The sequence below is a fragment of the Streptomyces sp. NPDC001351 genome (genome assembly GCF_042896045.1).
In the GTDB taxonomy this organism is placed as follows: Bacteria; Actinomycetota; Actinomycetes; order Streptomycetales; family Streptomycetaceae; genus Streptomyces.
Window position 1 is genome coordinate 509,874 of the sequence record NZ_JBIAWS010000004.1, and the last position, 24,352, is coordinate 534,225.

Sequence of the window (24,352 nt, forward strand, 5' to 3'; positions counted from 1 at the left end):
GGGGAGCGCTAAGAGTCCCCTTGTACGCTGCTCCGGAGCCAGCCACAGTTCCCTGCGCGGCCACGCAGCGCATCGACAGGAGAGACCCTCGTGCCGAAGTCACGTATCCGCAAGAAGGCCGACTACACGCCGCCCCCGGCGAAGCAGGCGACCAGCATCAAGCTGAACAGCCGCGCCTGGGTCGCGCCCGTCATGCTGGCCATGTTCCTCATCGGCCTGGCCTGGATCGTCGTCTTCTACGTGACCGACGGTTCGCTGCCCATCGATGCCCTGGACAACTGGAACATCGTGGTGGGCTTCGGCTTCATCGCCGCCGGATTCGGCGTCTCCACGCAGTGGAAGTAACGGTCGAAGTCACGGCCAAGGCCCGGTGAACTCAGCTCTACCCAGGACTATCCGCTGAGTTATCCACAGCCGGTTTCCACACGCTGGGGAAAAGAAAGACGATCCAACGACCATCTGTGGATAACCCATCGAGTGTTGACGCCGGTGTGACTGGCACACCGGCAACCGCAAGCCTGTTCGCCCCCTTCCTGACCTGCAGAAACACCGGTCAGTGACAGGGGGCACAGCTGTTCCCGCACGCTATGCACAAGACTGGCAACCCGCTGTGGACAAGTGGGCACGTCAGGTGAGCTGAGCCGTCCTGACCAGGGTCAGGACCACTACGACGACCAGGACCAGGGCGCAGGTGCCGTACTGGACGAGGGCGCGGTGTTCGCGTGGGGCGTGGACCATGGCGTAGCCGGTGATGACGCCGGCGACGAGGCCGCCGATGTGGGCCTGCCAGGCGATGTTGCTCCAGCCGAAGGTGAAGATGAGGTTGATCACCAGCAGGGCGATGATCGGCCGCATGTCGTAGTTGAGGCGGCGCATGAGGACGGCGGTGGCGCCGAAGAGGCCGAAGATGGCGCCGGAGGCGCCGAGGGAGGCTTGGGTCGGTGAGGCCAGCAGGTAGGTGAGGGCACTGCCGGCGAGACCCGATGCGAAGTAGAGGGAGAGGTAGCGGGCGCGGCCGAGGGCGGCTTCGAGGGGGCCGCCGAGCCACCAGAGGCTGAGCATGTTGAAGGCGATGTGCCAGAGCTGCTGGTGCGTGAACATCGCGGTCACCAGGCGGTACCACTCGCCGTCGGCGACGCCCTGGGTGGTTTTGAAGGGTGCCGGGGGCCATTCGCCGATGAGGACGAGGTGGTCCAGGAGCGAGGGCTGTACGTGGACGGCGATGAACACCGCCACGTTGATCCCGATGAGGATTTTGGTGAGCAGGCGGGGGTCTGCGGTGACGGTGCCGCCGGCGATGGTCCGGGGCCGGGCCGCGGCTGGGCTGTGTCCGGTGCCGGAGTCGCCGCGGGCGCATTCGGGGCATTGGAAGCCGACGGAGGCGTTGACCATGCATTCGGGGCAGATGGGGCGTTCGCAGCGGGTGCAACGGATGCCGGTCTCGCGGTCGGGGTGGCGGTAGCAGCCGGGCAGGCTCTGGGCGTGCTGGGGTCCCTGGTCGTCCGGGCCTTGTGGGCTGCCTGGCGCCTGGTCCATGAGATCCCCTAGGTCGTCGTTCGGGGGCTGTGCACAAATGCACCGCCCCGCCCATCTTTACGGATGGGCGGGGCGTTTGGTTCCTGCTGTGCGGGGACTCGACCTTGCGGGTGGGGTCCTCGTGGGTCTCAGCCCTCGCGGGTCTCGACGACGACGGACTCGATGACGACGTCGTTGACCGGGCGGTCGGTGCGGGGGTTGGTCTGGGTGGTGGCGATGGCGTCGATCACCTTCTGGCTGGCGGGATCGGTGACCTCGCCGAAGATGGTGTGCTTGCGGTTCAGCCACGTCGTGGGGGCGACGGTGATGAAGAACTGGGAGCCGTTGGTGCCCGGACCGGCGTTGGCCATGGCCAGCAGGTAGGGCTTGTTGAAGGAGAGGTCCGGGTGGAATTCGTCCTCGAACTGGTAGCCGGGACCACCGGTGCCGTTGCCCAGCGGGTCTCCGCCCTGGATCATGAATCCGCTGATCACCCGGTGGAAGACCGTGCCGTCGTACAGCTTGTCCGTGGACTTCTGGCCGGTGGCGGGGTTGGTCCACTCCCGCTCGCCCGTGGCGAGCTCGACAAAGTTCCGGACCGTCTTGGGCGCGTGGTTCGGCAGGAGCCGGACTTCGATGTCGCCGTTGTTGGTCTTCAGGGTGGCGTAAAGCTGCTCAGCCACGATCTGCCTTCCGTTGTCTTCCTGTGACTCCCTGATCCTCGCACGGTCTGCGTCGTGCGTCGCCCGGCGCCCGTCTGTGGGTGCTTGTCGGGGGGGTGTTGCTTGCAGAAAACCGGTCGAGTGTGCCCGGGCCGGGGGCGCTCGGCGACGATCCGTGGCATTGTCGATGACAAGCACCTGTTGCCCCGTATTCATCCTCTATTGGACTTGATCGGCTCTTGATCGGCTCTTGATCAGCTCGTGCTGGAGATGGTCCTGAGTCGGTGTGCATGACCCGGATGCCCGCCCTCACATGCCCCGGTGTCTATTGACAGGCATGATCCGTAAAAGGGTGGAAAGTCGAAATACCGTACGCCACCGAGGAGGAGGAACCCGTGACCCGCATCGACAGCGTGCGCGCCGCGACCGGTTCGGCGAAGGACAGCGTGCTGCACGCCGCGGAAGTGGTGGCGCCCTACGCCGACACGGCCAAGGACAGGGCCGCGCACTACGCACACGAGGCACGCGTACGGCTCGCGCCGAAGGTGTCCCAAGCCGCGGATCAGGCCCGCGTCCAGTACGACGCCCATGTTGCGCCGCGTCTGGAGCAGGCCCGTACGCATGTGCCGCCGAAGGTCGACCATGCCGCCCATGAGGCTGCCGTCCGTACCCGGCAGGTGGCCCGGCAGGCCGCCGACTATTCCCGGCCGAGGCTGGAGCAGGCGGTGGCCGTGGCCGGGCCTGTCAGGGAGGAGGCCGCCGCGCGCGGTGCTGCCGCTTTGGCTGCGCTGCGCGGTCAGGTCTCACCGAAGGAGATTCAGAAACTGGCTCGTCGGCATGAGCGTCGGGCGAGGGCCGGCCGTGCCGCGAAGGTGTTGGTTGTGCTTGGTGCTCTCGCGGGCGGTGCTTTCGCTGCCTGGAAGTGGTGGGACAAGCAGGCCAACCCTGACTGGCTGGTCGAGCCGCCTGCTGCGACGGAGGTTCCGGAGTCGAGCCGGTTGTCGTCGGTGGACGGCAGCGGTCAGTCGTTGCTCGACCCTGAGGTGCAGGCCAAGGAGGCCGAGGAGGAGGCCGCTCAGCGCGACGACGGCCGGTGATGTGCTGTGGACCGAACTATGGCGTGGGGCGGGAGACTTGAGGGTCTTCCGCCCCACGGCTGTGTTTCACGTGAAACACGTCTGGCGGCGCGGTCATCTCCCGGACGGCGTCCTCGGCGTCAGCGCCTTTCGGTACCAGGGGGCTGCCTCGCTGAGCCTGGTCCGGTGTCCGGGTCCGGGTGTGCAGTCGGCGCGGGACCAGAGTGGGGAGCGGTACCAGCGGTCCTCTGCGAGCAGCGCGGCTTGGTGTGCGCTGACTCTTCCCGGTGCCGTGTGCAGGCGGGTCAGGTAGTCGTCGAGGGGAAGACCGTCCTGGGGGACCGTGAGGTCGAGCGTTTCGCCCAGCAGCGCGACGAACTCGCGCAGTGTCAGTGTGTGCGGGTGGGCGGCGTGGTGCACGGTGCCGGGTGGGACGTGCTCGGGTGTCCGGGCGAGGGTGGCCAGCAGTCGGGCCAGGTCGTCGACCGCCACCAGTGACAGGCGGGCCCGGCCGTTTTCCGGCAACGCCGGTACGCGCTCCAGGAGTTCGGCGACGGAGGGGACGAACCACCTGTCGCCGGCGCCGTACACGAGCGGTGGTCTGAGTACGGTGCCGCCGGCGGCGAGTACGGCTTGCTCGGCCTCCAGCCGGGTGTGGCTGGTGGCGGAGGCGGGGGCGGGGGTGCGTTCGTGTTCGGTGACGTCGCGGTGGGGTCCGGTGCCGTAGACGGCGGTGGTGCTCACCAGGAGGATGCGGTGGACGTCGGCGCGTGCTGCCTCGGCGAGCAGGGCGTGGGTGCCGTCGACGTTGACGGCCCGGCACTTGTCCTCGTCGGCGCTGATGTGTGAGGCGCAGTGGAGCAGGGTGTGTATGCCGTGGCAGATGTCCCGCAGGGAGGCCGGGTCGGTGAGGTCTCCCGTGACGTACTCGACGCCGGGCACCGCTTCGGATGCCTTCGGTGTGCGTCTGACCAGTGCCTTCACCTCGCCGGGCTTGGGTGGCCGGTCTCCGGTCAGTGCCCGCAGGGCGGCCGAACCGATGAATCCGGTGCCGCCCACGACAAGGATCTTGTCCATGCACAGATGGAACGCCGTGGGCCGCTTGCCTCGCAAGCGGCCCACGGACCGGCACCGGAAACCAGACCGGACGGCCTCTTTTTCTTGGGGAGACCATGGCGCGAGTCACATGGCGCACAGGACCGCCGTGTAGGCACGGGCCGCTGAGGAAGGCGCTGCTCCTCGTGTCTCCACCGGCGGAGAGCTCACGGAAACAGACCGGGTGGTTGGGTAGGGTGGGTGCAGCAGGCACGCCCCGGAGGGAAAGCAATGGCCAAGCAGGCTCGCGCGGTGCAGACCCGGCGCTCGATCGTGGAAGCCGCAGCGAGTGTGTTCGCCGAGTACGGCTACGAACGCGCGGCCACCTCGGAAATCCTGCGGCGGGCGAATGTCACCAAGGGCGCGATGTACTTCCACTTCCCGTCGAAGGAGTCGCTGGCCCAGGCGATCATGGACGAGCAGACCGGTCTGGTCAGGGTGGAGCACCGGCACTCTCCGCTGCAGTCGATCATCGACATCACGCACCAGTTCGCCCATGTGCTGCGCCACGACGCTCTTGCCCGGGCAGGGACGCGGCTGTCCATAGAGGGTGTCTTCTTCAACGGCACGCACCCGTGGGGCGACTGGTTCGACCTCACCGCCCGGCTGCTGAGCGAGGGGCAGAAGCAGGGTGAGGTGCTCCCCCAGGTCGTGCCCAGGGAGACCGCGGAGTTCGTCGTCGCCACGTTCACCGGTGTCCAGTTGGTGTCCGAGGCCATCAACCGGCGAGCCGATCTGCGGGAGCGGGTCGCTGTGATGTGGCGTCACATTCTGCCGTCGGTCGCCCATCCGGCCGCCATCTCGCGCCTGCGCCCGGAGGGTGCCACCGACCCGGCGGCTTCGACGGCGCGGGACGAGGGCCGGGCCGAGGCCGATATCGAGGTCGGGGCCGCCACCGGCTGACCGGGGCGCCCGGCCGTCCGCCGCTGCGCCCGGCGGCGGAGAGCCGGCCTGGTGGTGGCGGTCGCGGTACCGAAAAATCCCCTCCGCCCTGCGTTTTTGCAGGTCGGAGGGGATCCGGAGTGGAGCCTAGGGGAGTCGAACCCCTGACATCTGCCATGCAAAGACAGCGCTCTACCAACTGAGCTAAGGCCCCGGAAAGGGAGCATCCCCCGGAAGAACCGCGTACCGGTGGGCGCCGCAGACCAGAGTACCGGGTCACCCCCGGGATCTCGCAAAAAGATTGGGGGTCCCCGCAGGCGACCACTCTCCGTAAGATGCTCGGCGTGGTTCGCTACAGCGAACCACCGTACTTGGGGAAGCGATGGGGAGACGCAATGGACGCCGCACAGCAGGAAGCGACCGCAAGAGCGCGGGAACTGCAGCGGAACTGGTACGGGGAGCCGTTGGGGGCGCTCTTCCGTAAGCTCATAGAAGATCTCGGACTCAACCAGGCCCGTCTCGCGGGGGTGCTGGGGCTGTCCGCTCCGATGCTGTCGCAGTTGATGAGCGGGCAGCGGGCGAAGATCGGCAACCCGGCTGTCGTGCAGCGGGTGCAGCTGCTGCAGGACCTGGCGGGGCAGGTCGCGGACGGCAGCGTGAGCGCGGCCGAGGCCACGGATCGCATGGAAGAGATCAAGAAGTCGCAGGGGGGCTCGGTGCTCAGCAACACCACGACCACGACGAGCAGTTCGGGGGCGCCGACGGTCAAGCGGGTGGTCCGCGAGATCCAGTCGCTGCTGCGCTCGGTGGCGGCCGCGGGGGACATCATCGACGCCGCGGACACTCTCGCCCCCAGTCATCCGGAGCTGGCAGAGTTCCTCCGGGTGTACGGCGCGGGCCGCACTTCCGACGCGGTCACGCATTACCAGTCGCACCAGAGCTGAGTCCGTGGCCCGGTCGCCGAAGGGGGTTCGGCAGCCGGGCAGACGGCCGAGGAGGGGCGCGGGGGCGCGTATCACTCATCACACTCGTCGAGGAACGGCGCTGGGGGGAGTCGTATCACCCGTCGAGGGGCAGGCAAGGGGGTAGCCGAAGGGGGAGGAGCGACGCACAGCCATGGGTGAGGTCTTCGCCGGCCGGTACGAACTGGTCGACCCGATCGGACGCGGTGGAGTCGGCGCCGTCTGGCGTGCCTGGGACCACCGCCGCCGTCGCTATGTGGCCGCCAAGGTGCTGCAGCAGCGCGACGCGCACTCTCTGCTGCGTTTCGTCCGCGAGCAGGCTCTGCGTATCGATCACCCCCATGTGCTGGCGCCCGCCAGCTGGGCCGCCGACGACGACAAGGTCCTGTTCACGATGGACCTCGTCGCCGGCGGTTCGCTGGTTCATCTGGTCGGGGACTACGGTCCGCTGCCCCCGGCCTTCGTGTGCACCTTGCTGGACCAGCTGCTGTCGGGGCTGGCCGCGGTGCATGCGGAGGACGTGGTGCACCGCGACATCAAACCGGCCAATGTCCTGCTGGAAGCCACCGGCACGGGCCGGCCGCGGCTGCGGTTGTCCGACTTCGGCATCGCGATGCGGCTGGGTGAACCGCGTCTGACGGAGACCAATCTCGTGGTGGGGACGCCGGGTTATCTCGCGCCCGAGCAGATGATGGGCTCGGAACCGGATTTCCCCGCCGACCTGTTCGCGGTGGGCCTGGTCGCGTTGTATCTGCTGGAGGGTGCCAAGCCGGACGCCAAGGCGCTCATCCAGTACTTCGCGGCGCACGGGACGCCGAGCGCGCCCAAGGGCATTCCGGAGCCGCTGTGGCAGGTGGTGGCGACGCTGCTGCAGCCCGACCCGCAGGCCCGGTTCCGTACGGCCACAGGGGCACGCAAGGCGCTGGCCTCCGCCAGGGAGTTGTTGCCGGAACCCGGTCCCGACGACGAGTTGATCGAGATCTTCGACCAACTCGGCCCGCTCCCACCGGGGTTCGCTCCTTCGGGGCCTCTCAAGGCCGCACCGGGCGTGGAGGCGAAGGAGGAGGCGGACACTGGCGGAACCGGTGCAAGTGAGGCCTCGTCGCGGCCCGTTGAGCGGTCCGTCGAGGCAGAGGTGTCCTCCGTGTCGTCCGCGTCGGACGCCGGAGCCGTGGCGTCCACGGGCGTCACGCCGCTGCCCGATCCGCGTCAGGGACCCGGTCACCAGCAGGAGCCGTCCGTCCCTGCGCAGCCGTCCAGCATGTCGGACACCGGCAGCTTCCATCTGCCGCCCCCGCAGGCCACCGCCTCCTCCGTCCGGACTCCCGCTCCACAGCCGCCGACGCCCCACGCACAGGCGCACCCCGACCAGAGCAGCCGGCACCACTCCGCCTACGCCTCCCCCCATGACCCCACGCGGGTTCTGCCCTCCGCTCCGTCGTACACGCCTCTGCACCCGGCCCAGGCTCTGACGCCGACACCGACGCCGTACCAGCGCGCTGATGTCTCGACTGTGTCGTACACCGCCCAGGCCCCTCAGGTTCCGTCTCCCGCGCACGCAATCCCGCAGGAGACGACGCGCCGCAGCCATCGCGCCCGCCCCGCACGGCGTCCCGGGCCGTCCGCCAAGGTGGCGATCCCTCTCCTGCTTCTCGCGCTGACCTGCTACGCCGTGGGGTTCTGGGCGCTGACCCGTATCTGAGCAACCGTCCGCCGCGCGCCGATCCGAGGGCCGCAGGCCTCACCGGGCCCGGGCGCTCCGCCGGGCCGCGACCGTCCACACCCCGAGTACGGCGAGTACGACCGTGCCCGCTCCGATCCCGCCCGCGGCGACGGCCCTCATCGTGGCGTGGGCGTCCGCGGTCGCGCCCTCCGCGGCTGCTTGCCGGTCCTGCGCGGTGATCTGGAAGACGTTCGCCGGCACGGACTGGCCCGCGTACCCGGGGCCGTCCTGCGCCGCGCCCTCGATCCCGACGCGCAGCGTCAGTCTGAACGGCCCGTCGCCGAACTTCTGGGCCACTCCCGCGGCGAGGTGCACCACCAGGTAGTACGAGCCGGCGAACCGCATGGCGTTCACGCGGTCGGGGATGGCGTAGCGGTTGGTGTAGTCGACGGCAGGCACCGCGGCGAGGGAGGCCGATTTCTGCTTGCCGTCGTAGCCGACGTTCGCGTCCTCCACGGCGGCGCGGACGGGGTTGTAGAGCGTGAGGGCCAGGGCGTCGATGGCGTAGCCGTGGCCGTCGCCGTTCACGCTGCCCAGTTCGGCCGTGGCGGACGGCTGCTGGCCCCAGCCGACCGGGATCTTGTAGAAGAGCGTCTGTCCGGGCGTGATGCCGGCGCTCCAGACGCCCTGGCCCACGGAGACCGCCTGGGAGAACCCGGCGCCGCCCTGGCTGTGCCCGACCGCGCCCGAGACCGGGGTGGGTGAGGCGGAGTTCCACGTCTCGGGCGGGCTTGTCGCACCGGCCTGCTTCAGGCGCGGTTCCGTGGTGGTGGTGATCTCCAGGTCCCAGGCGCCGGGCGAGGAGTCTGCCGTACCGGTGCGTTCGACGACGACGTAGTAGGTGCCGGCGCCCCGGCACACGGGTGCGGCCGGGGAGGTCGTTCGCGCGCCCCATGCCGTGATGGGGTGCGGGCTCTTGGCGGCGCCGAAGCGGGCGCGTTCGTTGGAGCAGGAGTGGTTGTGGGCGTCCTGCACCGACACCCTGATGCCGTCGGTGATGGAGAGCGTGGCGTCCGCGCGGGGGACGGCGGTGACGGAGACGTACGCGTTGGACGCGGCGTCGAGGTGAAGGCGGTAGTAGAGCGTCGCGTCCCTGGGGAGGGAGCTGCGGTAGGTCCTGCCGGCGTCGAGGAGCCCGGCGCCCGTGGTTCCTTTCGCTCCGTCCACAGGCTGTGCGTCCTCCGCGAAGGCGTAGGAGGAGGCAGCGGTGCTCGGGGTTCCTGCCGCCGCGGCGGCGGTCGGCCAGGGCGCCGCAGCTGTCGTGCACAGGACCGCTGCCGCGGCCGCCATGAGCGCGTGTGCCGAGGGACGCCCGCGCCATGCCCTCGCGCGCCACCACGCCGTACGCCGCCCCATCACGCGCCACCCCTCGTCGTCGCCCGGACCGCTGGACCGTGGCCCATCCTGCCCCGCGAGGGCGCGCCTCATCCGGGCAACACAAAACCCCGACCGCAAGGACGGCCGGGGTCTGTTCAGATTCGGTTGTCGGTACTCACGAACCCGTGGGCACGGAGTCGGTCGCCTCCGTCCACAGATCCTGCTCGGCGCGATCCGCCTGGATCTGGCGGTACACGAGGAGCCCGCCGATGGCGGCCAGTGCGACCAGGAGAAGCTTCTTCACCGCGCGACCTCGTCTTTCCTTGACGTAGGGGACTTCTGGCGCCCGACTATACACACCGACCGATACCGATCGGTGACCTGCGTGGGCCCTCAACTCCCCTCCGGCACACCGCAGTAGAAACGGAGGTCACCGCTCCGATCTGAGGGTGATCACATCCCCACTGACGGTTACTTTGCCGTCCATTCTCCTATTTTCGAGCTGTTTGCACCCATCCGGGTGTTGTTCATCTGAACATCGCCGCGCCACGGGCGTCGGTCCACCACTTCGCGGCCCCGATACACATCATGAGGAAAGTACGCAAATCGCCCGACCCGAAAGTGAGGGGCCATGGCCCAGAACCAGGTCATGAAGCTGTGGAACGTCCTCGTCACCGCCTTCCTCGCGCTGTGCACGACGCTCGGACTCATCACGACGACCGCCGCCGCGGCGGTACCGCAGACCGAGGTGACCGGCAACTGCAGCGCGCCGGTGACGATGCCTACGGCGTCCCACTGGTCCTGGTCCTACGCCAGGGCCCTGCCCCCCACGATGAAGCAGCGCATCCGCGCCGAGGCCCACGGAAAGTCCCCCAGCTGCCGCCACAGCCCGATCACGGAGACGGAGGCGGGCGCGGACCTCTCCGAGCCGGCCACTCCCCTCCAGCTGTGAGGCACCGCCCCTGCAACTCGGCGTAACGGCGAACTTGCGTACCCGAACCGCCCACGAAGAAGACCCCCAACCGGAATCGGTTGGGGGTCTCTTCGTGCTGTGGGGCTAACAGGATTTGAACCTGTGGCCTCATCCTTATCAGGGATGCGCTCTAACCAACTGAGCTATAGCCCCGCCGCGCTCTGCGGTGTGTGTCCCGCGCGCTGACCCCTGAAGATTAGCGCACGACGTGGGCAGTCCCAAAATCGGTTGTCTCAGGACCGGGGACAGGACCGGCGTCAGAGGTTTGAAACGAGGGTCACGGTTGATGCCGCTCGTTCCCGGCGAGGGTCACGGTTGATGCCGCTCGTTCCCGGCGAAGGTCACGGTTGATGTCACTCGTCCTCGGCGAGGGTCAGCTCGATGCCGCCGACGAAGCCCGCGGAGAGGTTGTAGATGAACGCGCCGAGGGTCGCGAGAGCCGTCGCGAGGACGACGTCGATGACCGCGATGATCGACGTGAACATCAGGACATGCGGGAGCGACAGGAACGACTGCAGGTCGAAGCCGTTCGACTCGTTGGACCCGGTGGCTTCCGAGATCGTGCCGCCGACCGTCGAGAAGACGCCCATCGCGTCCATGACCATCCACAGGACCGCGGACGCGACGATCGTGCAGATGCCCAGCGCGATGGAGAGCAGGAAGCTCACCTTCATGACCGACCACGGATCGGCCTTCGCCACGCGCAGACGTGCCTTGCGGATACGGGGCGTGGTGCGCGCGCCGGTGCGCGGCCGCCGTACGGCACCGGTCGGTGACTGGGCGGGCGCCTGGGCCTGGTTCTGGTAGGCCTGCGGCGGGTGGTAGGGCCCGGCGGGCTGCTGCGGCTGCCGCTCACCGGGGAGCGGGGAGGCCGCCTGGGGCGGTGCGGCCTGGGCCGGAGGCTGCTGCGGCTTCGGCTGGGCGGGAGGAGCCGCCCCCGCCTTCTGCTGCTGCGTCTGCGGGCCTCGGGCTTCCGTCACAGTTCCCCCCTGGGATCCATGAGTCTGGGACGAGGGCGAGTCGGTCTCGGCTGCGTCGATCTTGCGCAGTTGGGTCGTGTGCGAATCCGTCGCACGCGCGGCGGAGCCACGGCCGCCTCCGTCCGATTCCGTACCCGTGGGGGTAGCGGCCGATCCGGCGCCCGTGGCTCCGCTCACGATGACTCACTCCTCGTGCTACTCGGCCGAGGGCGCCTCACCCTCGTCCGTGCCGGTGGTCGCGGCACCTTCGGCGGTCTCGTCGACGGCCACATCGCCGTCGACCTCCTCCGCCTCGCGTCCCGCCTCGGCGTTACGAGCGATACCGACGACGGCATCGCGCTTGCCCAGGTTGATCAGTTGGACGCCCATGGTGTCACGGCCCGTCTCCCTGACCTCGTTGACTCGCGTACGAATCACACCGCCCGACAGCGTGATGGCGAGGATCTCGTCGGTCTCCTCGACCACCAGCGCGCCAACCAGTGACCCGCGGTCCTCCACGATCTTGGCGGCCTTGATACCGAGGCCGCCGCGACCCTGGACGCGGTACTCGTCGACGGCGGTCCGCTTCGCGTACCCACCGTCCGTAGCAGTGAACACGAACGTACCGGGTCGAACAACATTCATCGACAGAAGTTCATCGCCCTCACGGAAACTCATGCCCTTGACACCGGAGGTGGCACGGCCCATGGGCCGCAGGCTGTCATCCGTGGCGGTGAACCTGATCGACTGTGCCTTCTTGCTGATCAGAAGCAGATCGTCGTCGGGCGAAACGAGTTCGGCGCCGATCAGTTCGTCGTCCGAACCGTCCTCCGTCTCCCGGAGGTTGATCGCGATCACACCGCCGGAGCGAGGTGAATCGTAATCCTTCAGCGGCGTCTTCTTGACCAGGCCGCCCTTGGTGGCGAGGACCAGGTACGGCGCCGCCTCGTAGTCGCGGATCGCCAGGATTTCGGCGATCGCCTCGTCCGGCTGGAAGGCGAGCAGGTTCGCGACGTGCTGGCCGCGCGCCTCACGGCCGGCGTCCGGAAGCTCGTAGGCCTTCGCACGGTAGACGCGGCCCTTGTTGGTGAAGAACAGCAGCCAGTGGTGCGTGGTCGACACGAAGAAGTGGTCGACGATGTCGTCCTGCTTCAGCTTCGTGCCGCGTACGCCCTTGCCGCCCCGCTTCTGCGAGCGGTAGTCCTCGGTCTTGGTGCGCTTGATGTAGCCGCCGCGCGTGATGGTGACGACGATGTCCTCTTCGGCGATCAGGTCCTCGATGGACATGTCGCCGTCGAAGGGCACCAGCATCGTCTTGCGGTCGTCGCCGTACTTCTCGACGATCGCGGCGAGTTCCTCGCTGACGATGCCGCGCTGGCGGACCGGGGAGGCGAGGATCTCGTTGTACTCGGTGATCTTCGCCTGGAGCTCGTCGTGCTCCTGGATGATCTTCCGGCGCTCCAGGGCGGCCAGCCGGCGCAGCTGCATCTCGAGGATGGCGTTCGCCTGGATCTCGTCGATCTCCAGGAGCTCCATCAGGCCCGCGCGCGCGATCTCGACGGTGTCGCTGCGCCGGATCAGCGCGATGACCTCGTCGATGGCGTCCAGGGCCTTGAGCAGGCCGCGCAGGATGTGCGCCCGCTCCTCGGCCTTGCGCAGCCTGAAGCGCGTACGGCGGACGATGACCTCGATCTGGTGCGTCACCCAGTGGCGGATGAACGCGTCCAGGGAGAGGGTGCGCGGGACGCCGTCGACCAGCGCCAGCATGTTGGCGCCGAAGTTCGTCTGCAGGTCCGTGTGCTTGTACAGGTTGTTGAGGACGACCTTGGCGACCGCGTCCCGCTTGAGCACGATGACCAGCCGCTGGCCGGTACGGGAGCTGGTCTCGTCGCGGACGTCCGCGATGCCGCCGATCTTGCCGTCCTTCACCAGGTCGGCGATCTTCTGCGCGAGGTTGTCGGGGTTGACCTGGTACGGCAGCTCCGTGACCACCAGGCACTGGCGGTTCTGGATCTCCTCGACCTCGACGACCGCCCGCATGGTGATCGAGCCGCGGCCCGTGCGGTACGCCTCCTCGATGCCCTTACGGCCCACGACCAGGGCGCCCGTCGGGAAGTCCGGGCCCTTGATGCGCTCGATGAGGGCGTCCAGGAGCTCCTCGTGCGAGGCCTCCGGGTTCTCCAGGTACCACTGGGCGCCGGCCGCGACCTCGCGCAGGTTGTGCGGCGGGATGTTCGTCGCCATGCCGACCGCGATACCGGCCGAGCCGTTGATCAGCAGGTTCGGGAAGCGGGCCGGCAGGACGGTCGGCTCCTGGGAGCGACCGTCGTAGTTGTCCGTGAAGTCGACGGTCTCCTCGTCGATGTCACGGACCATCTCCATCGACAGCGGCGCCATCTTGCACTCGGTGTAGCGCATGGCCGCCGCCGGGTCGTTGCCCGGGGAGCCGAAGTTGCCGTTGGAGTCCACCAGCGGCATCCGCATCGACCACGGCTGCGCGAGGCGGACCAGCGCGTCGTAGATCGAGGAGTCGCCGTGCGGGTGGTAGTTGCCCATGACGTCGCCGACGACACGGGCGCACTTGTAGAAGCCGCGCTCGGGGCGGTAGCCGCCGTCGTACATGGCGTACAGGACGCGGCGGTGGACGGGCTTGAGACCGTCCCGGACGTCGGGCAGCGCACGCGAGACGATGACGGACATCGCGTAGTCGAGGTACGAGCGCTGCATCTCCGTCTCGAGCCCGACGGGCTCGACACGCTGGGCGATGTCGCCGCCCTCTTCAGGCGTGAGGGGGGTGTTCTCGTCGGCCATTGCTGGTGAAGATCCTTCCTGGTGCGGTCAGCTGAGACCGACTCAGATGTCGAGGAAGCGGACGTCCTTGGCGTTGCGCTGGATGAACTGGCGGCGCGCCTCGACGTCCTCGCCCATCAGGACCGAGAACAGGTCGTCGGCCTGCGCGGCGTCGTCCAGGGTGACCTGGCCGAGCACCCGGTGCTCCTGGTCCATCGTCGTGATGCGCAGCTCCTCGGCGTTCATCTCGCCGAGGCCCTTGAAGCGCTGGATGGAGTCCTCGCGTACCCGCTTGCCGCGCTGGCGGCCCAGCTCGAGCAGCGCGTCGCGCTCGCGGTCCGAGTACGCGTACTCGGTGTCGTCCCGGCCCCACTTGATCTTGTAGAGCGGGGGACGCGACAGGAACACGTGCCCGGCCTCGACCAGCGGCCGCATGAAGCGGAACAGGAAGGTCAGCAGCAGGGTGTTGATGTGCTGGCCGTCGACGTCGGCGTCCGCCATCAGGATGATCTTGTGATAGCGGAGCTTCTCGATGTCGAAGTCCTCGTGCACGCCCGTGCCGAAGGCGGAGATCAGCGCCTGGATCTCCTGGTTCTGCAGGATCTTGTCGATCCTGGCCTTCTCGACGTTGAGGATCTTTCCTCGGATCGGGAGGATCGCCTGGTACTGCGGGTTGCGGCCGGACTTGGCCGAGCCGCCGGCGGAGTCACCCTCGACGATGAAGATCTCGCACTTGGTGGGGTCGTTCGACTGGCAGTCGGAGAGCTTGCCCGGCAGGGACGCCGACTCCAGCAGGCCCTTACGACGCGTCAGGTCGCGGGCCTTGCGGGCCGCCACGCGCGCGGTGGCCGCCTGGATGCCCTTGCGGATGATGTCCGCCGCCTCGTTCGGATTGCGGTCCAGCCAGTCGTTGAGGTGCTCGTAGACCGCCTTCTGGACGAAGGTCTTCGCCTCCGTGTTGCCCAGCTTGGTCTTGGTCTGGCCCTCGAACTGCGGCTCGCTCAGCTTCACCGAGATGATCGCCGTCAGACCCTCGCGGATGTCGTCACCCGTGAGGTTGTCGTCCTTCTCGCGCAGCAGCTTCTTGTCGCGCGCGTACTTGTTGATCAGGTTGGTGAGCGCCGCGCGGAAGCCCTCTTCGTGCGTGCCGCCCTCGTGCGTGTGGATGATGTTGGCGAAGGAGTACACGCCCTCGCTGTAACCGCTGTTCCACTGCATCGCGACTTCGAGGGAGAGGCTCTTGTCCTTGTCCTCCGCCTCGAGGTCGATCACCGTCGGGTGCACCACGTCTCCCTTGCGGGAGTTGAGGTACTTCACGAAGTCGACGATGCCGCCCTCGTAGTGGTACGTGACGTGCTTGACCTCGGCGGTCTCGTCGGCACCCGCCTCGTCCGCGCCGGAGGTGGCCTTCGCCGACTCGCGCTCATCCGTGAGTTTGATCGTCAAACCCTTGTTGAGGAACGCCATCTCCTGGAAGCGCCGCGAGAGCGTCTCGAAGGAGTAGTCGGTGGTCTCGAAGATGTCGGCGTCGGCCCAGAAGGTGACCGACGTGCCGGTCTCCTCGATGGCCTCGTGCTTGGCGAGCGGCGCCGTGGGGACGCCCATCTTGTAGTCCTGCGTCCAGCGGTGGCCGTCGGTCCTGACCTCGACCGCGACCTTCGAGGACAGCGCGTTCACCACGGAGACGCCGACGCCGTGCAGACCACCGGAGACCGCGTAGCCGCCACCGCCGAACTTGCCGCCCGCGTGCAGAACGGTCAGCACGACCTCGAGTGCCGGCTTGCCCTCGGAGGGCACGATGCCCACCGGGATGCCACGGCCGTTGTCGACCACGCGGACGCCGCCGTCGGCGAGGATCGTCACGTCGATGGTGTCCGCATGGCCGGCCAGTGCCTCGTCGACCGAGTTGTCGACGACCTCGTACACCAGGTGGTGCAGCCCTCGCTCACCGGTCGAGCCGATGTACATACCGGGGCGCTTGCGGACCGCGTCCAAGCCCTCGAGGACGGTGATGGCGCTGGCGTCGTACGAGGCGGTGACCTCGCCGTTCGACGAGGTCACCGCGCCGTTCTCGCCGGCGTCGGTGGACGGGATGTTCTCGTTGGGGTTGCCGGAATCGGCCACGAAGCGCCCTTTCTGGCACAGCACGAGCCGGGCTCGTCGGCGGGTTGCCGGAGCGGCTGCGGCATGTTGCGTTGGTAAGCCTTGTTCAGCGTTGCTCAGCTTTTCCCGGACGTCCCCACGACTGGGGCGGGATTGGCTTCCAGTCTACCGGTAGCGCCGACAGTGATGGGGGTTTGCCGGTACCTGAGTCCTCATGTGGCGCCCTGAACCGGCGTCTTCCGGGTCCCCATATACGGAGCAGGGCTCCAAGAGGCTCACAGAGGCACTCAGCGCTTCCGACTGTCAACCCTTGGCTACTTGGGAGTCAGGTCGCAATTCGCAACCGTGTGCGGTGGCACGACGCAGAGGCCGCCGACGGCACGACCGGACCGCCGACAGCCTGCAGATGTGAGGTCTGTCACCCATACGTGTCGCCGGGGCCCGTGCTGCCAGGGGCACGCAGGGGACCGTAGCGACGAGCGGGACCACCGGGACCGTTCACCTTGATCATCTTCACCGCGCCGTGCCCGAGGTCCTCGTTGAGCCGGGCCACGAGCGTCGGGGCGAGCAGGCGCAGATTCGTCGCCCAGGCCGTCGAATCACAGCGCACCACCAGGACGCGCTCGTCCTCGTCGTACTTCTCCGGCTCGCAGTGCTTGGCCACGTCCTCGCCCACGATCTGCGGCCAGCGGCCCATCACCCCGCCCACCGCCGCCGGCGTCTCCCAGCCGCGCTCGGTGATGAGCCGGTTGATCGCAGCACCGAGCGCCATGGGGTCGCGACCGTCAGCGCGCGCGCCGGAGCGCAGACCACCGCGCCGCGCCTGCTTCTTCTGCTGCGCCGCATCCCCACGCGCGCGTGCCTGCTCCTTCGCCGCCCTCAGCGCCACGCGCGCGAGGTCGACGCCGGACGGCTCGGGGGCCTTCTTGGGCGCGGGCTGTTCGTCCGTCATGCGCGCTCCACCGTCCCGTCCGACACCGAGTACCGCGCCCCGGTCAGTACGTGCGGTACGTCGTCGTCGACCGCGGCCGTCACCAGCACCTGCTCACCGGGCGCGACCAGCTCCGCCAGTCGCTCCCGGCGCCTGGTGTCGAGTTCCGCGAAGACATCGTCGAGGACGAGCACCGGCTCGTTGCCCTCGGCCCGCAGCAGGTCGTACGAGGCCAGGCGCAACGCCAGCGCATACGACCAGGACTCCCCGTGGGAGGCGTACCCCTTGGTGGGCAGCTGACCGAGTTTGAGAAGCAGATCGTCCCGATGGGGCCCTACGAGGGTGACGCCCCGCTCGATCTCCTGCTTGCGCGCCTCGGCGAGCGCCCCCATCAGCTGCTCGTAGAGATCCTCGCGGGTATGGGCCTCACCGGGCGCGGACGGCTTGTACTCCAGGCCGACCGGGCCGCCCCCCGGCGCCAGCTGCTCGTACGCCTTGTCGGCCAGCGGCTGGATCGCCGCGACCAGATCCAGGCGCTGGGCGAGCAACTCGGCACCCGTGCGCGCGAGATGCTGGTCCCAGACGTCCAGCGTGGACAGGTCCATGGAGCGGCCGCCGTGCCGACGGGCCAGCGCGGCCGACTTCAGGAGCGTGTTGCGCTGCTTCAGGACCCGCTCGTAGTCGGAGCGCACACCGGCCATGCGCGGGGAGCGGGCGGTGATCAGCTCGTCGAGGAAACGACGACGCTCACCGGGGTCCCCCTTGACCAGGGAAAGGTCCTCGGGCGCGAACAGGACGGTCCGTACGATGCCCAGCACATCACGCGGCCTCACCTGCGAGGACCTGTTGATGCGGGCGCGGTTGGCCTTGCCGGGATTCAGCTCCAGCTCGACCAGCTGCTGCCGCTCGCCCTGTTTGACCTGCGCCCGGATGACCGCCCGATCCGCCCCCATGCGCACCAGCGGAGCGTCGGAGGCCACCCGATGGCTGCCGAGGGTGGCCAGATATCCGACGGCCTCGACGAGGTTCGTCTTGCCCTGCCCGTTCGGGCCGACGAAAGCGGTGACGCCCGGGTCGAGCGGGACCTCGACCCGGGCGTACGAGCGGAAGTCGGCCAGCGACAGGTGCGTGACGTGCATGGTCGGGCGCCGACCTCCCCCAAGTTGCGAGCCGTATCAACAGCCCTGTGGATTACTTTTCCTCGACCGCGTGGCCACCGAACTGGTTCCGCAGCGCCGCGATCATCTTCATCTGCGGAGAGTCCTCCTGACGCGACGCGAACCGCGCGAAGAGGGAGGCCGTGATCGCGGGCAGCGGCACGGCGTTGTCGATGGCGGCTTCCACAGTCCAGCGTCCCTCGCCGGAGTCCTGTGCAAAACCTTTCAGCCTGTCCAGGTGCTCGTCCTCGTCGAGGGCGTTCACCGCGAGGTCCAGCAGCCAGGAACGGATGACCGTGCCCTCCTGCCAGGACCGGAAGACCTCGCGCACATCCGTGACCGAGTCGACCTTCTCCAGCAGCTCCCAGCCCTCGGCGTAGGCCTGCATCATCGCGTACTCGATGCCGTTGTGGACCATCTTCGCGAAGTGCCCCGCACCGACCTTGCCGGCGTGCACCGAGCCGAACTTCCCCTCGGGCTTCAGGGCGTCGAAGACCGGCTGCACCTTGGCGACGTGCTCCGCGTCACCGCCGTACATCAGCGCATAGCCGTTCTCCAGGCCCCAGACGCCGCCGGAGACACCGCAGTCGACGAAGCCGATGCCCTTGGCCGCCAGCTCCTCGGCGTGCCTCTCGTCGTCCGTCCAGCGGGAGTTGCCGCCGTCCACGACGACGTCTCCCGGCTCCAGGAGCTCGGCCAGCTCGTCGATCGTCGACTGGGTGGGGGCACCGGCCGGGACCATCACCCAGACCACGCGGGGGCCGCTGAGCTTGCCCACAAGCTCTTCCAGGCTGTGGACATCGGCAAGGTCCGGATTGCGGTCGAATCCGATCACGGTGTGGCCTGCGCGGCGTATCCGCTCGCGCATGTTGCCGCCCATCTTGCCGAGGCCGACGAGACCGAGCTCCATCAGTTGTTCCTTAGGTTGCTGTGTGGCGTGTGGGGCACGTTCGTACCTGCGTCCGAGCCTAAACCCGGACGCTCGCGCACACCTGTGGGCATACCCGCTCATAAGTACGCCCCGACCTGCGGATTCTCTGAGGAGAGCGATCAGCCGCTGAGCCGCACAGGCATGATCAGGTACTTGTAGGCCTCGTCCGCCTCGGCATCCAGCGCCGGCTTGCCGCTGAGCAGCGCCGGCTTGGTGGACGTCGTGAACGACAGCTGCGCCACCGGCGAGTCGATGGCGCTCAGACCGTCCAGGAGGAACGTCGGGTTGAAGGCGATCGAGATGTCGTCGCCCTCCAGCTGCGCGTCCACACGTTCCACAGCCTGTGCGTCGTCACTGGAGCCGGCCTCCAGGATCAGCACGCCCTGCTCGAAGCTCAGCCGGACCGGGGTGTTGCGCTCGGCGACCAGGGCCACACGCTTGACGGCCTCCACGAAGGGGGCGGTCTCGATGACGGCGACGGTGTTGAACTCCGTCGGGAACAGCGTGCGGTACTTCGGGAGGTCGCCCTCGAGGAGGCGGGTGGTCGTGCGCCGCCCGGCGCCCTCGAAACCGATCAGCCCCTCGCCCGCGCCGGAGCCGGACAGCGCCAGGATCACGCTGTCGCCGCTCGTGAGGGCCTTGGCGGTGTCCAGGAGCGTCTTGGCGGGCACCAGGGCGACCGCGGAGGCCTCGGGGTTCTCCGGCTTCCACAGGAACTCACGGACCGCGAAGCGGTAGCGGTCGGTGGAGGCCAGGGTGACGGTGTCGCCCTCGATCTCGATGCGCACACCGGTGAGGACGGGCAGCGTGTCGTCACGGCCGGCCGCGATGGCCACCTGGGCGGCCGCGGAGGCGAAGACCTCACCGGGGACGGTGCCCGTGGCGTTCGGCATCTGCGGCAGCGCCGGGTACTCCTCCACAGGCAGGGTGTGGAGTGTGAATCGGGAGGACCCACAGACCACGGTCGCCCGTACACCGTCTGTGGAAATCTCAACGGGCCGGTTGGGGAGGGCACGGGAGATGTCGGCGAGCAGCCGGCCGGAGACCAGGACGGTGCCCTCCTCCTCGACCTCCGCCTCCACGGACACGCGTGCGGAGACCTCGTAGTCGAAGCTGGAGAGGCTCAGAGCCCCGTCCTCGGCCTTCAGCAGGAGGCCGGCGAGGACAGGCGCCGGCGGACGGGCCGGGAGGCTGCGCGCCGCCCAGGCAACTGCCTCCGCGAGTACGTCGCGTTCCACCCGGATCTTCACTGTTGCCGCCTCCTGCTGTTGCCGGCGCTTCTCGCCCTGCCTGGCTTCGTCGTCTGTCTCGGTGTCGTCGGTCCCTGTGGTGGGAAGGACACCGGGGAACAGTCTGACGCACGGCACTGACAGTAGGTGCTTCTCGGGGTCAAGTCGTGACGAGGGCCAGCCGGGACCCGGACGGCAAGTTGTGCACAGGACCCCCTTCGAAACGAACTTCTCGCTCTCTCTAGTCGGGAGTAGTAGTAGGGGCTGTGGAAACCGTGGATAACCCTGTTTTCCCAGCTCAGAGGCGAGATTTTGTCCACGGGCCCTGTGGGCGGAGACAGTGGACAACTTTGCAGATCTGTGGAGAACGGAAAGTTCTGCACATCCCGTGCACAGCCTGAGGTGAGTTCTCCCCAGCGCCGTCCCCAGGTTTACCCCCGTTGCCCACAGTCCAACCCGGCACCTTTGTGTGACGCCTTTCACTCGACGCGGTGATCAGGCGCGTCACGTTGCCGAACAGTGGACAGCGATGTGGAGAAGGTGGCCTTCCCTGGGGACAATCAGGCCCAGCCTGTGGGTTGCCGGTGGACAACTTCGTGCACAGCTTGTGGATCAGTTGTCCGTCCACAGTCTGTGGAGAACCTTCGTCCACCGTTCCACAGCCACTTGAGCTGCTTGGATGTTTCTTCAGCAGGCCGCCTGTGGATCGTGCTCTGGACAACTCCACAGTCCCCAGGATGTGGACAGCAGAAAGTCTTCGAATCTGTGGAGAGTGGCCGTAACTCGGCAGGTAATCGAACAGCGGGCATCCCCGGCATGAAGAGGGCGCCCCGGGAACGTGTCCCGGGGCGCCCTCGACGCGGTGCGTCTGCGGCTGTCAGCCGTTCTTGATGCGGTTCGTCAGCTCGGTCACCTGGTTGTAGATGGAGCGTCGCTCGGCCATCAGATTGCGGATCTTGCGGTCGGCGTGCATGACCGTGGTGTGGTCGCGGCCGCCGAACAGCGCGCCGATCTTCGGCAGGGAGAGATCCGTCAGCTCCCGGCACAGGTACATGGCGATCTGGCGGGCCGTCACCAGGGCGCGGCCGCGTGAGGTGCCGCACAGGTCCTCGACGGTGAGGCCGAAGTAGTCGGCGGTCGCGCTCATGATGGCTGTGGAGGTGATCTCAGGGGCCGAGTCCTCGCCGCCGGGGATCAGATCCTTCAGGACGATCTCGGTGAGACCCAGGTCCACCGGCTGCCGGTTGAGCGACGCGAACGCCGTCACCCGGATCAGCGCGCCCTCCAGTTCACGGATGTTCCGCGAGATCCGGGAGGCGATGAACTCCAGTACCTCCGGCGGGGCGTTGAGCTGTTCCTGGACCGCCTTCTTGCGCAGGATCGCGATGCGGGTCTCCAGCTCGGGCGGCTGGACGTCGGTGATCAGGCCCCACTCGAAACGGTTCCGCAGCCGGTCCTCCAGCGTCACCAGCTGCTTGGGCGGCCGGTCGCTGGAGAGCACGATCTGCTTGTTGGCGTTGTGGAGCGTGTTGAAGGTGTGGAAGAACTCCTCCTGCGTCGACTCCTTGTCCGCGAGGAACTGGATGTCGTCGACGAGCAGGATGTCCATCTCCCGGTAGCGCTTGCGGAAGCTGTCGCCCTTGCCGTCGCGGATGGAGTTGATGAACTCGTTGGTGAACTCCTCCGAGCTCACATAACGCACACGTGTACCCGGGTAGAGGCTGCGCGCGTAGTGCCCGATGGCGTGCAGCAGGTGGGTCTTGCCGAGTCCCGACTCCCCATAGATGAACAGGGGGTTGTACGCCTTTGCCGGTGCCTCGGCGACGGCGACCGCGGCGGCGTGTGCGAAGCGGTTGGAGGCGCCGATGACGAACGTGTCGAAGAGGTACTTCGGGTTCAGGCGGGCGGTGGGCTCACCGGGGCCGGTGGCCGGCGCCGGCTTCGCGGCCAGCGGGCCGGGAGCGCCGCTGGGGGCGGGCAGCGAGGAGCCGACGGGGCCGCCGCGGTGGACGTGCCCGGAGCCGGGCGGCTGCTCGGGCAGCTCCCGGCGGGTGTCGCGCTGGTCGTAATCGGGGCGGGGCTGTTCGTAGTCCGGGCGCGGCTGCTCGTAGTCAGGCCGCTGCGCTTCGTACGGCGGTCGCTCCATCGACTGCGGACGGTAGTCCTGGGAGGGCGGGGCGTACGCGTCCTGGGCCGGGGAGCCGTACGAGTCCTGGGGCGGCGATGCGTACGGGTCCCGCTCGGGGAAGCCGAGGCGCTGCTGCTGCCAGCCGTACTCGTCCTGCGACGGGCGGGGCCAGGCGCCGGGCTCGGGGCGCTGGTACTCCGAGGGGTAGGCCGGGCGGGCGGTGGGGAGCTGGTCGCCCGGGTCGCCGGGGAGTTGCTCGGGGCGGTTCGCCCGGTGGTCGTCGGCGCGGTGGCGGCCGTAGCCGTCGTACTGCCCGGAGGGGAGTTCGGGCTCCTCGTAGCGCGGTTGGGGGCGGGCCGGGGGCGCCGGCGGGGCGGGGGGTTCGCCCGCGGAGTCGTCGACGGTGATCGCGATGCGGATCGGGCGGCCGCACTCGCGGCTCAGGGTTTCGCTGACGATGGGGGCGAGCCGGCCTTCGAGCACGCCCTTCGCGAACTCGTTCGGTACGGCGAGCAGTGCGGTGTCGGCGACCAGCGCGAGTGGCTGGCAGCGCCGGATCCAGTGCTCGTCCTTGGTCTCCACGCCCTGCCCGCGGCCCTCACCGAGAAGTTTTTCCAGTACGCGTGGCCACACTGCGGCAAGATCGGCAGGTACGTCAGCCACAGGGCACGCTCTCTCACGGGTCCCACGAACGTGTGATGGTGGGACGGGTCGGGATTCAAATGGGGTGGGGCAGGTACAAGGGAACGAATCGGAGTTCAGCCACGGTAGTCAGGGCGACGGGTGCGGTTCAAGTTGTTGTCCCCAGGCTGTGGATAGTGTCTCCCAGTGACCGCTGGTTTGACCGGATGGCGTAGCCCCGCGTACCGTAACCAGGTCGAGTTGTCGATGGCTGCTGCCGCCTGCCTCCGATGGGCACAGATCATTTGGGTGATCGGGAAGCGGTGCACTCGGGCGTTACTGCGAGCTACTCGTGGGCGCACGGTGACAGCCAGGACGGCACCCCGCCACTACCAATTGATTTCTGGAGCCCCCGAGTGAGCAAGCGCACCTTCCAGCCGAACAACCGTCGTCGCGCGAAGACCCACGGCTTCCGGCTGCGTATGCGCACCCGTGCCGGCCGCGCGATTCTCGCGTCCCGCCGTAGCAAGGGTCGCGCCCGCCTTTCCGCCTGATCCCGGTCAGGTCATGCCGTCGTGCTGCCCACCGAGAACCGGCTGAGGCGGCGCGAGGACTTCGCGACCGCGGTACGACGAGGGCGCCGGGCCGGACGCCCGTCCCTCGTCGTCCATCTTCGTAGCGGTGCCACGGACCCGCACGCGCCTGGGGAGAGCGCTCCCCCGACGCGTGCGGGTTTCGTCGTGAGCAAAGCCGTGGGCGGTGCGGTGGTACGCAACAAGGTCAAGCGCAGACTGCGTCACCTGATGCGCGACCGAGTCGCCCTGTTGCCCCCCGGTAGCCTGGTAGTCGTACGAGCGCTGCCCGGTGCGGGTGACGCCGACCATGCACAACTGGCCCGAGACCTGGATGCCGCCATCGAGCGGCTGCTGGGAGGGGGCGCGCGATGAAGTACCCGCTGCTGGCTCTGATCAAGCTGTACCAGTGGACGATCAGTCCGCTGCTCGGGCCGGTGTGCAAGTACTACCCGTCGTGTTCCCACTACGGCTACACGGCCATCGACCGGCATGGTGCGATCAAGGGCACTGCGCTCACCGCGTGGCGCATCCTGCGGTGCAATCCGTGGTCGCTGGGCGGTGTGGATCATGTCCCGCCGCGCAAGCGTCCGCGGTGGCACGAAATGCTGCGTGGCGCCTGGCGTGCACGCAAGGGCGGGCCCTCCGCCGGCGAACCGGCCACCGAGGAGAATCCTCCTTCGAGCCCGGCCGCAGAGACCTCGTCCCATGCCCAAGGAGCATGAT

The 24,352-nt window shown here is 68.3% G+C and carries 21 protein-coding genes, 2 tRNA genes and 1 pseudogene; 9 read left to right on the forward strand and 15 right to left on the reverse strand.

The genetic code is table 11. The features are described from left to right. The first annotated feature begins 90 nt into the window (after nt 1–90). Nucleotides 91–345 (forward strand): cell division protein CrgA, encoded by a 255-nt coding sequence (gene crgA, locus ACFY1U_RS17310; protein ID WP_030939008.1) that lies wholly within the window; start codon nt 91–93, stop codon nt 343–345. Between the two features lie 282 nt (nt 346–627). Here crgA and ACFY1U_RS17315 read toward each other — a convergent pair whose 3' ends face one another. Beyond that, nucleotides 628–1,536: a rhomboid family intramembrane serine protease gene (locus ACFY1U_RS17315; RefSeq protein ID WP_390694958.1), complete on the reverse strand. Its 909-nt coding sequence runs from the start codon at nt 1,534–1,536 to the stop codon at nt 628–630. Between the two features lie 128 nt (nt 1,537–1,664). Continuing rightward, on the reverse strand, nt 1,665–2,198 hold the full coding sequence (locus tag ACFY1U_RS17320; RefSeq protein ID WP_344403169.1) for a peptidylprolyl isomerase: 534 nt from the start codon (nt 2,196–2,198) through the stop codon (nt 1,665–1,667). A gap of 374 nt (nt 2,199–2,572) precedes the next feature. On the opposite strand from ACFY1U_RS17320, the gene ACFY1U_RS17325 reads away from it, so the two are divergent. After that, the gene (locus ACFY1U_RS17325; protein ID WP_390694959.1) at nt 2,573–3,274 is read left to right on the forward strand and encodes a DUF5324 family protein; all 702 of its coding nucleotides are present in this window, start codon (nt 2,573–2,575) and stop codon (nt 3,272–3,274) included. A gap of 93 nt (nt 3,275–3,367) precedes the next feature. Here ACFY1U_RS17325 and ACFY1U_RS17330 read toward each other — a convergent pair whose 3' ends face one another. Then, nucleotides 3,368–4,330 (reverse strand): NAD-dependent epimerase/dehydratase family protein, encoded by a 963-nt coding sequence (locus tag ACFY1U_RS17330; RefSeq protein ID WP_390694960.1) that lies wholly within the window; start codon nt 4,328–4,330, stop codon nt 3,368–3,370. A gap of 249 nt (nt 4,331–4,579) precedes the next feature. On the opposite strand from ACFY1U_RS17330, the pseudogene ACFY1U_RS17335 reads away from it, so the two are divergent. After that, nucleotides 4,580–5,239 (forward strand): annotated as a pseudogene (locus ACFY1U_RS17335) (ScbR family autoregulator-binding transcription factor); the annotation flags it as partial. A 132-nt stretch (nt 5,240–5,371) separates the two neighbouring features. Here ACFY1U_RS17335 and ACFY1U_RS17340 read toward each other — a convergent pair. Then, nucleotides 5,372–5,444: transfer RNA gene (locus tag ACFY1U_RS17340), tRNA-Ala, on the reverse strand. Between the two features lie 181 nt (nt 5,445–5,625). Between ACFY1U_RS17340 and ACFY1U_RS17345 the strand changes: the two genes are divergently transcribed. Next, nucleotides 5,626–6,174 carry a helix-turn-helix domain-containing protein gene (locus tag ACFY1U_RS17345; protein ID WP_390694961.1) on the forward strand — a complete coding sequence of 183 codons (549 nt, stop codon included), beginning with the start codon at nt 5,626–5,628 and terminating at the stop codon, nt 6,172–6,174. A gap of 172 nt (nt 6,175–6,346) precedes the next feature. Continuing rightward, nucleotides 6,347–7,894 (forward strand): protein kinase, encoded by a 1,548-nt coding sequence (locus ACFY1U_RS17350; RefSeq protein ID WP_390694962.1) that lies wholly within the window; start codon nt 6,347–6,349, stop codon nt 7,892–7,894. A 39-nt stretch (nt 7,895–7,933) separates the two neighbouring features. On the opposite strand, the gene ACFY1U_RS17355 is transcribed toward ACFY1U_RS17350, so the two are convergent. Then, entirely contained in the window at nt 7,934–9,205 is a 1,272-nt protein-coding gene (locus tag ACFY1U_RS17355; protein WP_390694963.1) for a hypothetical protein, read from the reverse strand. Nucleotides 9,206–9,407: 202 nt separating this feature from the next. Next, on the reverse strand, nt 9,408–9,536 hold the full coding sequence (locus tag ACFY1U_RS17360) for a DLW-39 family protein (protein WP_003999697.1): 129 nt from the start codon (nt 9,534–9,536) through the stop codon (nt 9,408–9,410). A 327-nt stretch (nt 9,537–9,863) separates the two neighbouring features. On the opposite strand from ACFY1U_RS17360, the gene ACFY1U_RS17365 reads away from it, so the two are divergent. Next, nucleotides 9,864–10,184, forward strand: a complete 321-nt coding sequence (locus tag ACFY1U_RS17365; RefSeq protein ID WP_390694964.1) for a DUF6344 domain-containing protein — start codon at nt 9,864–9,866, stop codon at nt 10,182–10,184. A gap of 100 nt (nt 10,185–10,284) precedes the next feature. Here the strand turns inward: ACFY1U_RS17365 and ACFY1U_RS17370 are convergent. The 9 genes from ACFY1U_RS17370 to dnaA form a co-directional block, all read right to left on the reverse strand. After that, nucleotides 10,285–10,358 (reverse strand) — tRNA-Ile (locus ACFY1U_RS17370). A 200-nt stretch (nt 10,359–10,558) separates the two neighbouring features. Continuing rightward, nucleotides 10,559–11,362, reverse strand: a complete 804-nt coding sequence (locus tag ACFY1U_RS17375) for a DUF3566 domain-containing protein (protein WP_390694965.1) — start codon at nt 11,360–11,362, stop codon at nt 10,559–10,561. An 18-nt stretch (nt 11,363–11,380) separates the two neighbouring features. Continuing rightward, nucleotides 11,381–13,975 (reverse strand): DNA gyrase subunit A, encoded by a 2,595-nt coding sequence (gyrA, locus tag ACFY1U_RS17380; RefSeq protein ID WP_390694966.1) that lies wholly within the window; start codon nt 13,973–13,975, stop codon nt 11,381–11,383. Between the two features lie 42 nt (nt 13,976–14,017). Beyond that, nucleotides 14,018–16,078 carry a DNA topoisomerase (ATP-hydrolyzing) subunit B gene (gyrB, locus tag ACFY1U_RS17385; RefSeq protein WP_390694967.1) on the reverse strand — a complete coding sequence of 687 codons (2,061 nt, stop codon included), beginning with the start codon at nt 16,076–16,078 and terminating at the stop codon, nt 14,018–14,020. A 397-nt stretch (nt 16,079–16,475) separates the two neighbouring features. After that, nucleotides 16,476–17,009 (reverse strand): DUF721 domain-containing protein, encoded by a 534-nt coding sequence (locus ACFY1U_RS17390; protein WP_389072831.1) that lies wholly within the window; start codon nt 17,007–17,009, stop codon nt 16,476–16,478. Beyond that, nucleotides 17,006–18,127 carry a DNA replication/repair protein RecF gene (gene recF / locus ACFY1U_RS17395; RefSeq protein ID WP_390694968.1) on the reverse strand — a complete coding sequence of 374 codons (1,122 nt, stop codon included), beginning with the start codon at nt 18,125–18,127 and terminating at the stop codon, nt 17,006–17,008. Before recF ends, ACFY1U_RS17390 begins: the two co-directional genes overlap by 4 nt. Before the next feature lie 52 nt (nt 18,128–18,179). Continuing rightward, nucleotides 18,180–19,055, reverse strand: coding sequence for a phosphogluconate dehydrogenase (NAD(+)-dependent, decarboxylating) (gene gnd / locus ACFY1U_RS17400; RefSeq protein ID WP_390694969.1), 876 nt, complete (start codon nt 19,053–19,055; stop codon nt 18,180–18,182). A gap of 140 nt (nt 19,056–19,195) precedes the next feature. Further along, nucleotides 19,196–20,326: a DNA polymerase III subunit beta gene (dnaN, locus tag ACFY1U_RS17405; RefSeq protein WP_030938963.1), complete on the reverse strand. Its 1,131-nt coding sequence runs from the start codon at nt 20,324–20,326 to the stop codon at nt 19,196–19,198. Nucleotides 20,327–21,182: 856 nt separating this feature from the next. Then, nucleotides 21,183–23,096, reverse strand: a complete 1,914-nt coding sequence (gene dnaA, locus ACFY1U_RS17410; RefSeq protein WP_390694970.1) for a chromosomal replication initiator protein DnaA — start codon at nt 23,094–23,096, stop codon at nt 21,183–21,185. Between the two features lie 374 nt (nt 23,097–23,470). Between dnaA and rpmH the strand changes: the two genes are divergently transcribed. From rpmH to yidD, 3 genes are read left to right on the forward strand one after another with little or no spacing between them, the layout of a single operon-like run. After that, nucleotides 23,471–23,608: a 50S ribosomal protein L34 gene (rpmH, locus tag ACFY1U_RS17415; protein WP_003956500.1), complete on the forward strand. Its 138-nt coding sequence runs from the start codon at nt 23,471–23,473 to the stop codon at nt 23,606–23,608. 21 nt (nt 23,609–23,629) lie between these two features. Continuing rightward, nucleotides 23,630–24,001: a ribonuclease P protein component gene (rnpA, locus tag ACFY1U_RS17420; RefSeq protein ID WP_078912589.1), complete on the forward strand. Its 372-nt coding sequence runs from the start codon at nt 23,630–23,632 to the stop codon at nt 23,999–24,001. Next, nucleotides 23,998–24,351, forward strand: coding sequence for a membrane protein insertion efficiency factor YidD (gene yidD, locus ACFY1U_RS17425; protein ID WP_389072843.1), 354 nt, complete (start codon nt 23,998–24,000; stop codon nt 24,349–24,351). Before rnpA ends, yidD begins: the two co-directional genes overlap by 4 nt. Nucleotide 24,352 lies beyond the last annotated feature (1 nt).

Excerpts from the sequence above, each read along its gene's own strand:
- ACFY1U_RS17315 (WP_390694958.1), bottom strand. The coding sequence starts at position 1,536 with ATGGACCAGGCGCCAGGCAGCCCACAAGGCCCGGACGACCAGGGACCC.
- ACFY1U_RS17330 (WP_390694960.1), bottom strand. The coding sequence starts at position 4,330 with ATGGACAAGATCCTTGTCGTGGGCGGCACCGGATTCATCGGTTCGGCC.
- ACFY1U_RS17345 (WP_390694961.1), top strand. The coding sequence starts at position 5,626 with ATGGACGCCGCACAGCAGGAAGCGACCGCAAGAGCGCGGGAACTGCAG.
- ACFY1U_RS17350 (WP_390694962.1), top strand. The coding sequence starts at position 6,347 with ATGGGTGAGGTCTTCGCCGGCCGGTACGAACTGGTCGACCCGATCGGA.
- ACFY1U_RS17355 (WP_390694963.1), bottom strand. The coding sequence starts at position 9,205 with ATGGCGGCCGCGGCAGCGGTCCTGTGCACGACAGCTGCGGCGCCCTGG.
- ACFY1U_RS17365 (WP_390694964.1), top strand. The coding sequence starts at position 9,864 with ATGGCCCAGAACCAGGTCATGAAGCTGTGGAACGTCCTCGTCACCGCC.
- gyrA (WP_390694966.1), bottom strand. The coding sequence starts at position 13,975 with ATGGCCGACGAGAACACCCCCCTCACGCCTGAAGAGGGCGGCGACATC.
- ACFY1U_RS17390 (WP_389072831.1), bottom strand. The coding sequence starts at position 17,009 with ATGACGGACGAACAGCCCGCGCCCAAGAAGGCCCCCGAGCCGTCCGGC.
- recF (WP_390694968.1), bottom strand. The coding sequence starts at position 18,127 with ATGCACGTCACGCACCTGTCGCTGGCCGACTTCCGCTCGTACGCCCGG.
- gnd (WP_390694969.1), bottom strand. The coding sequence starts at position 19,055 with ATGGAGCTCGGTCTCGTCGGCCTCGGCAAGATGGGCGGCAACATGCGC.
- yidD (WP_389072843.1), top strand. The coding sequence starts at position 23,998 with ATGAAGTACCCGCTGCTGGCTCTGATCAAGCTGTACCAGTGGACGATC.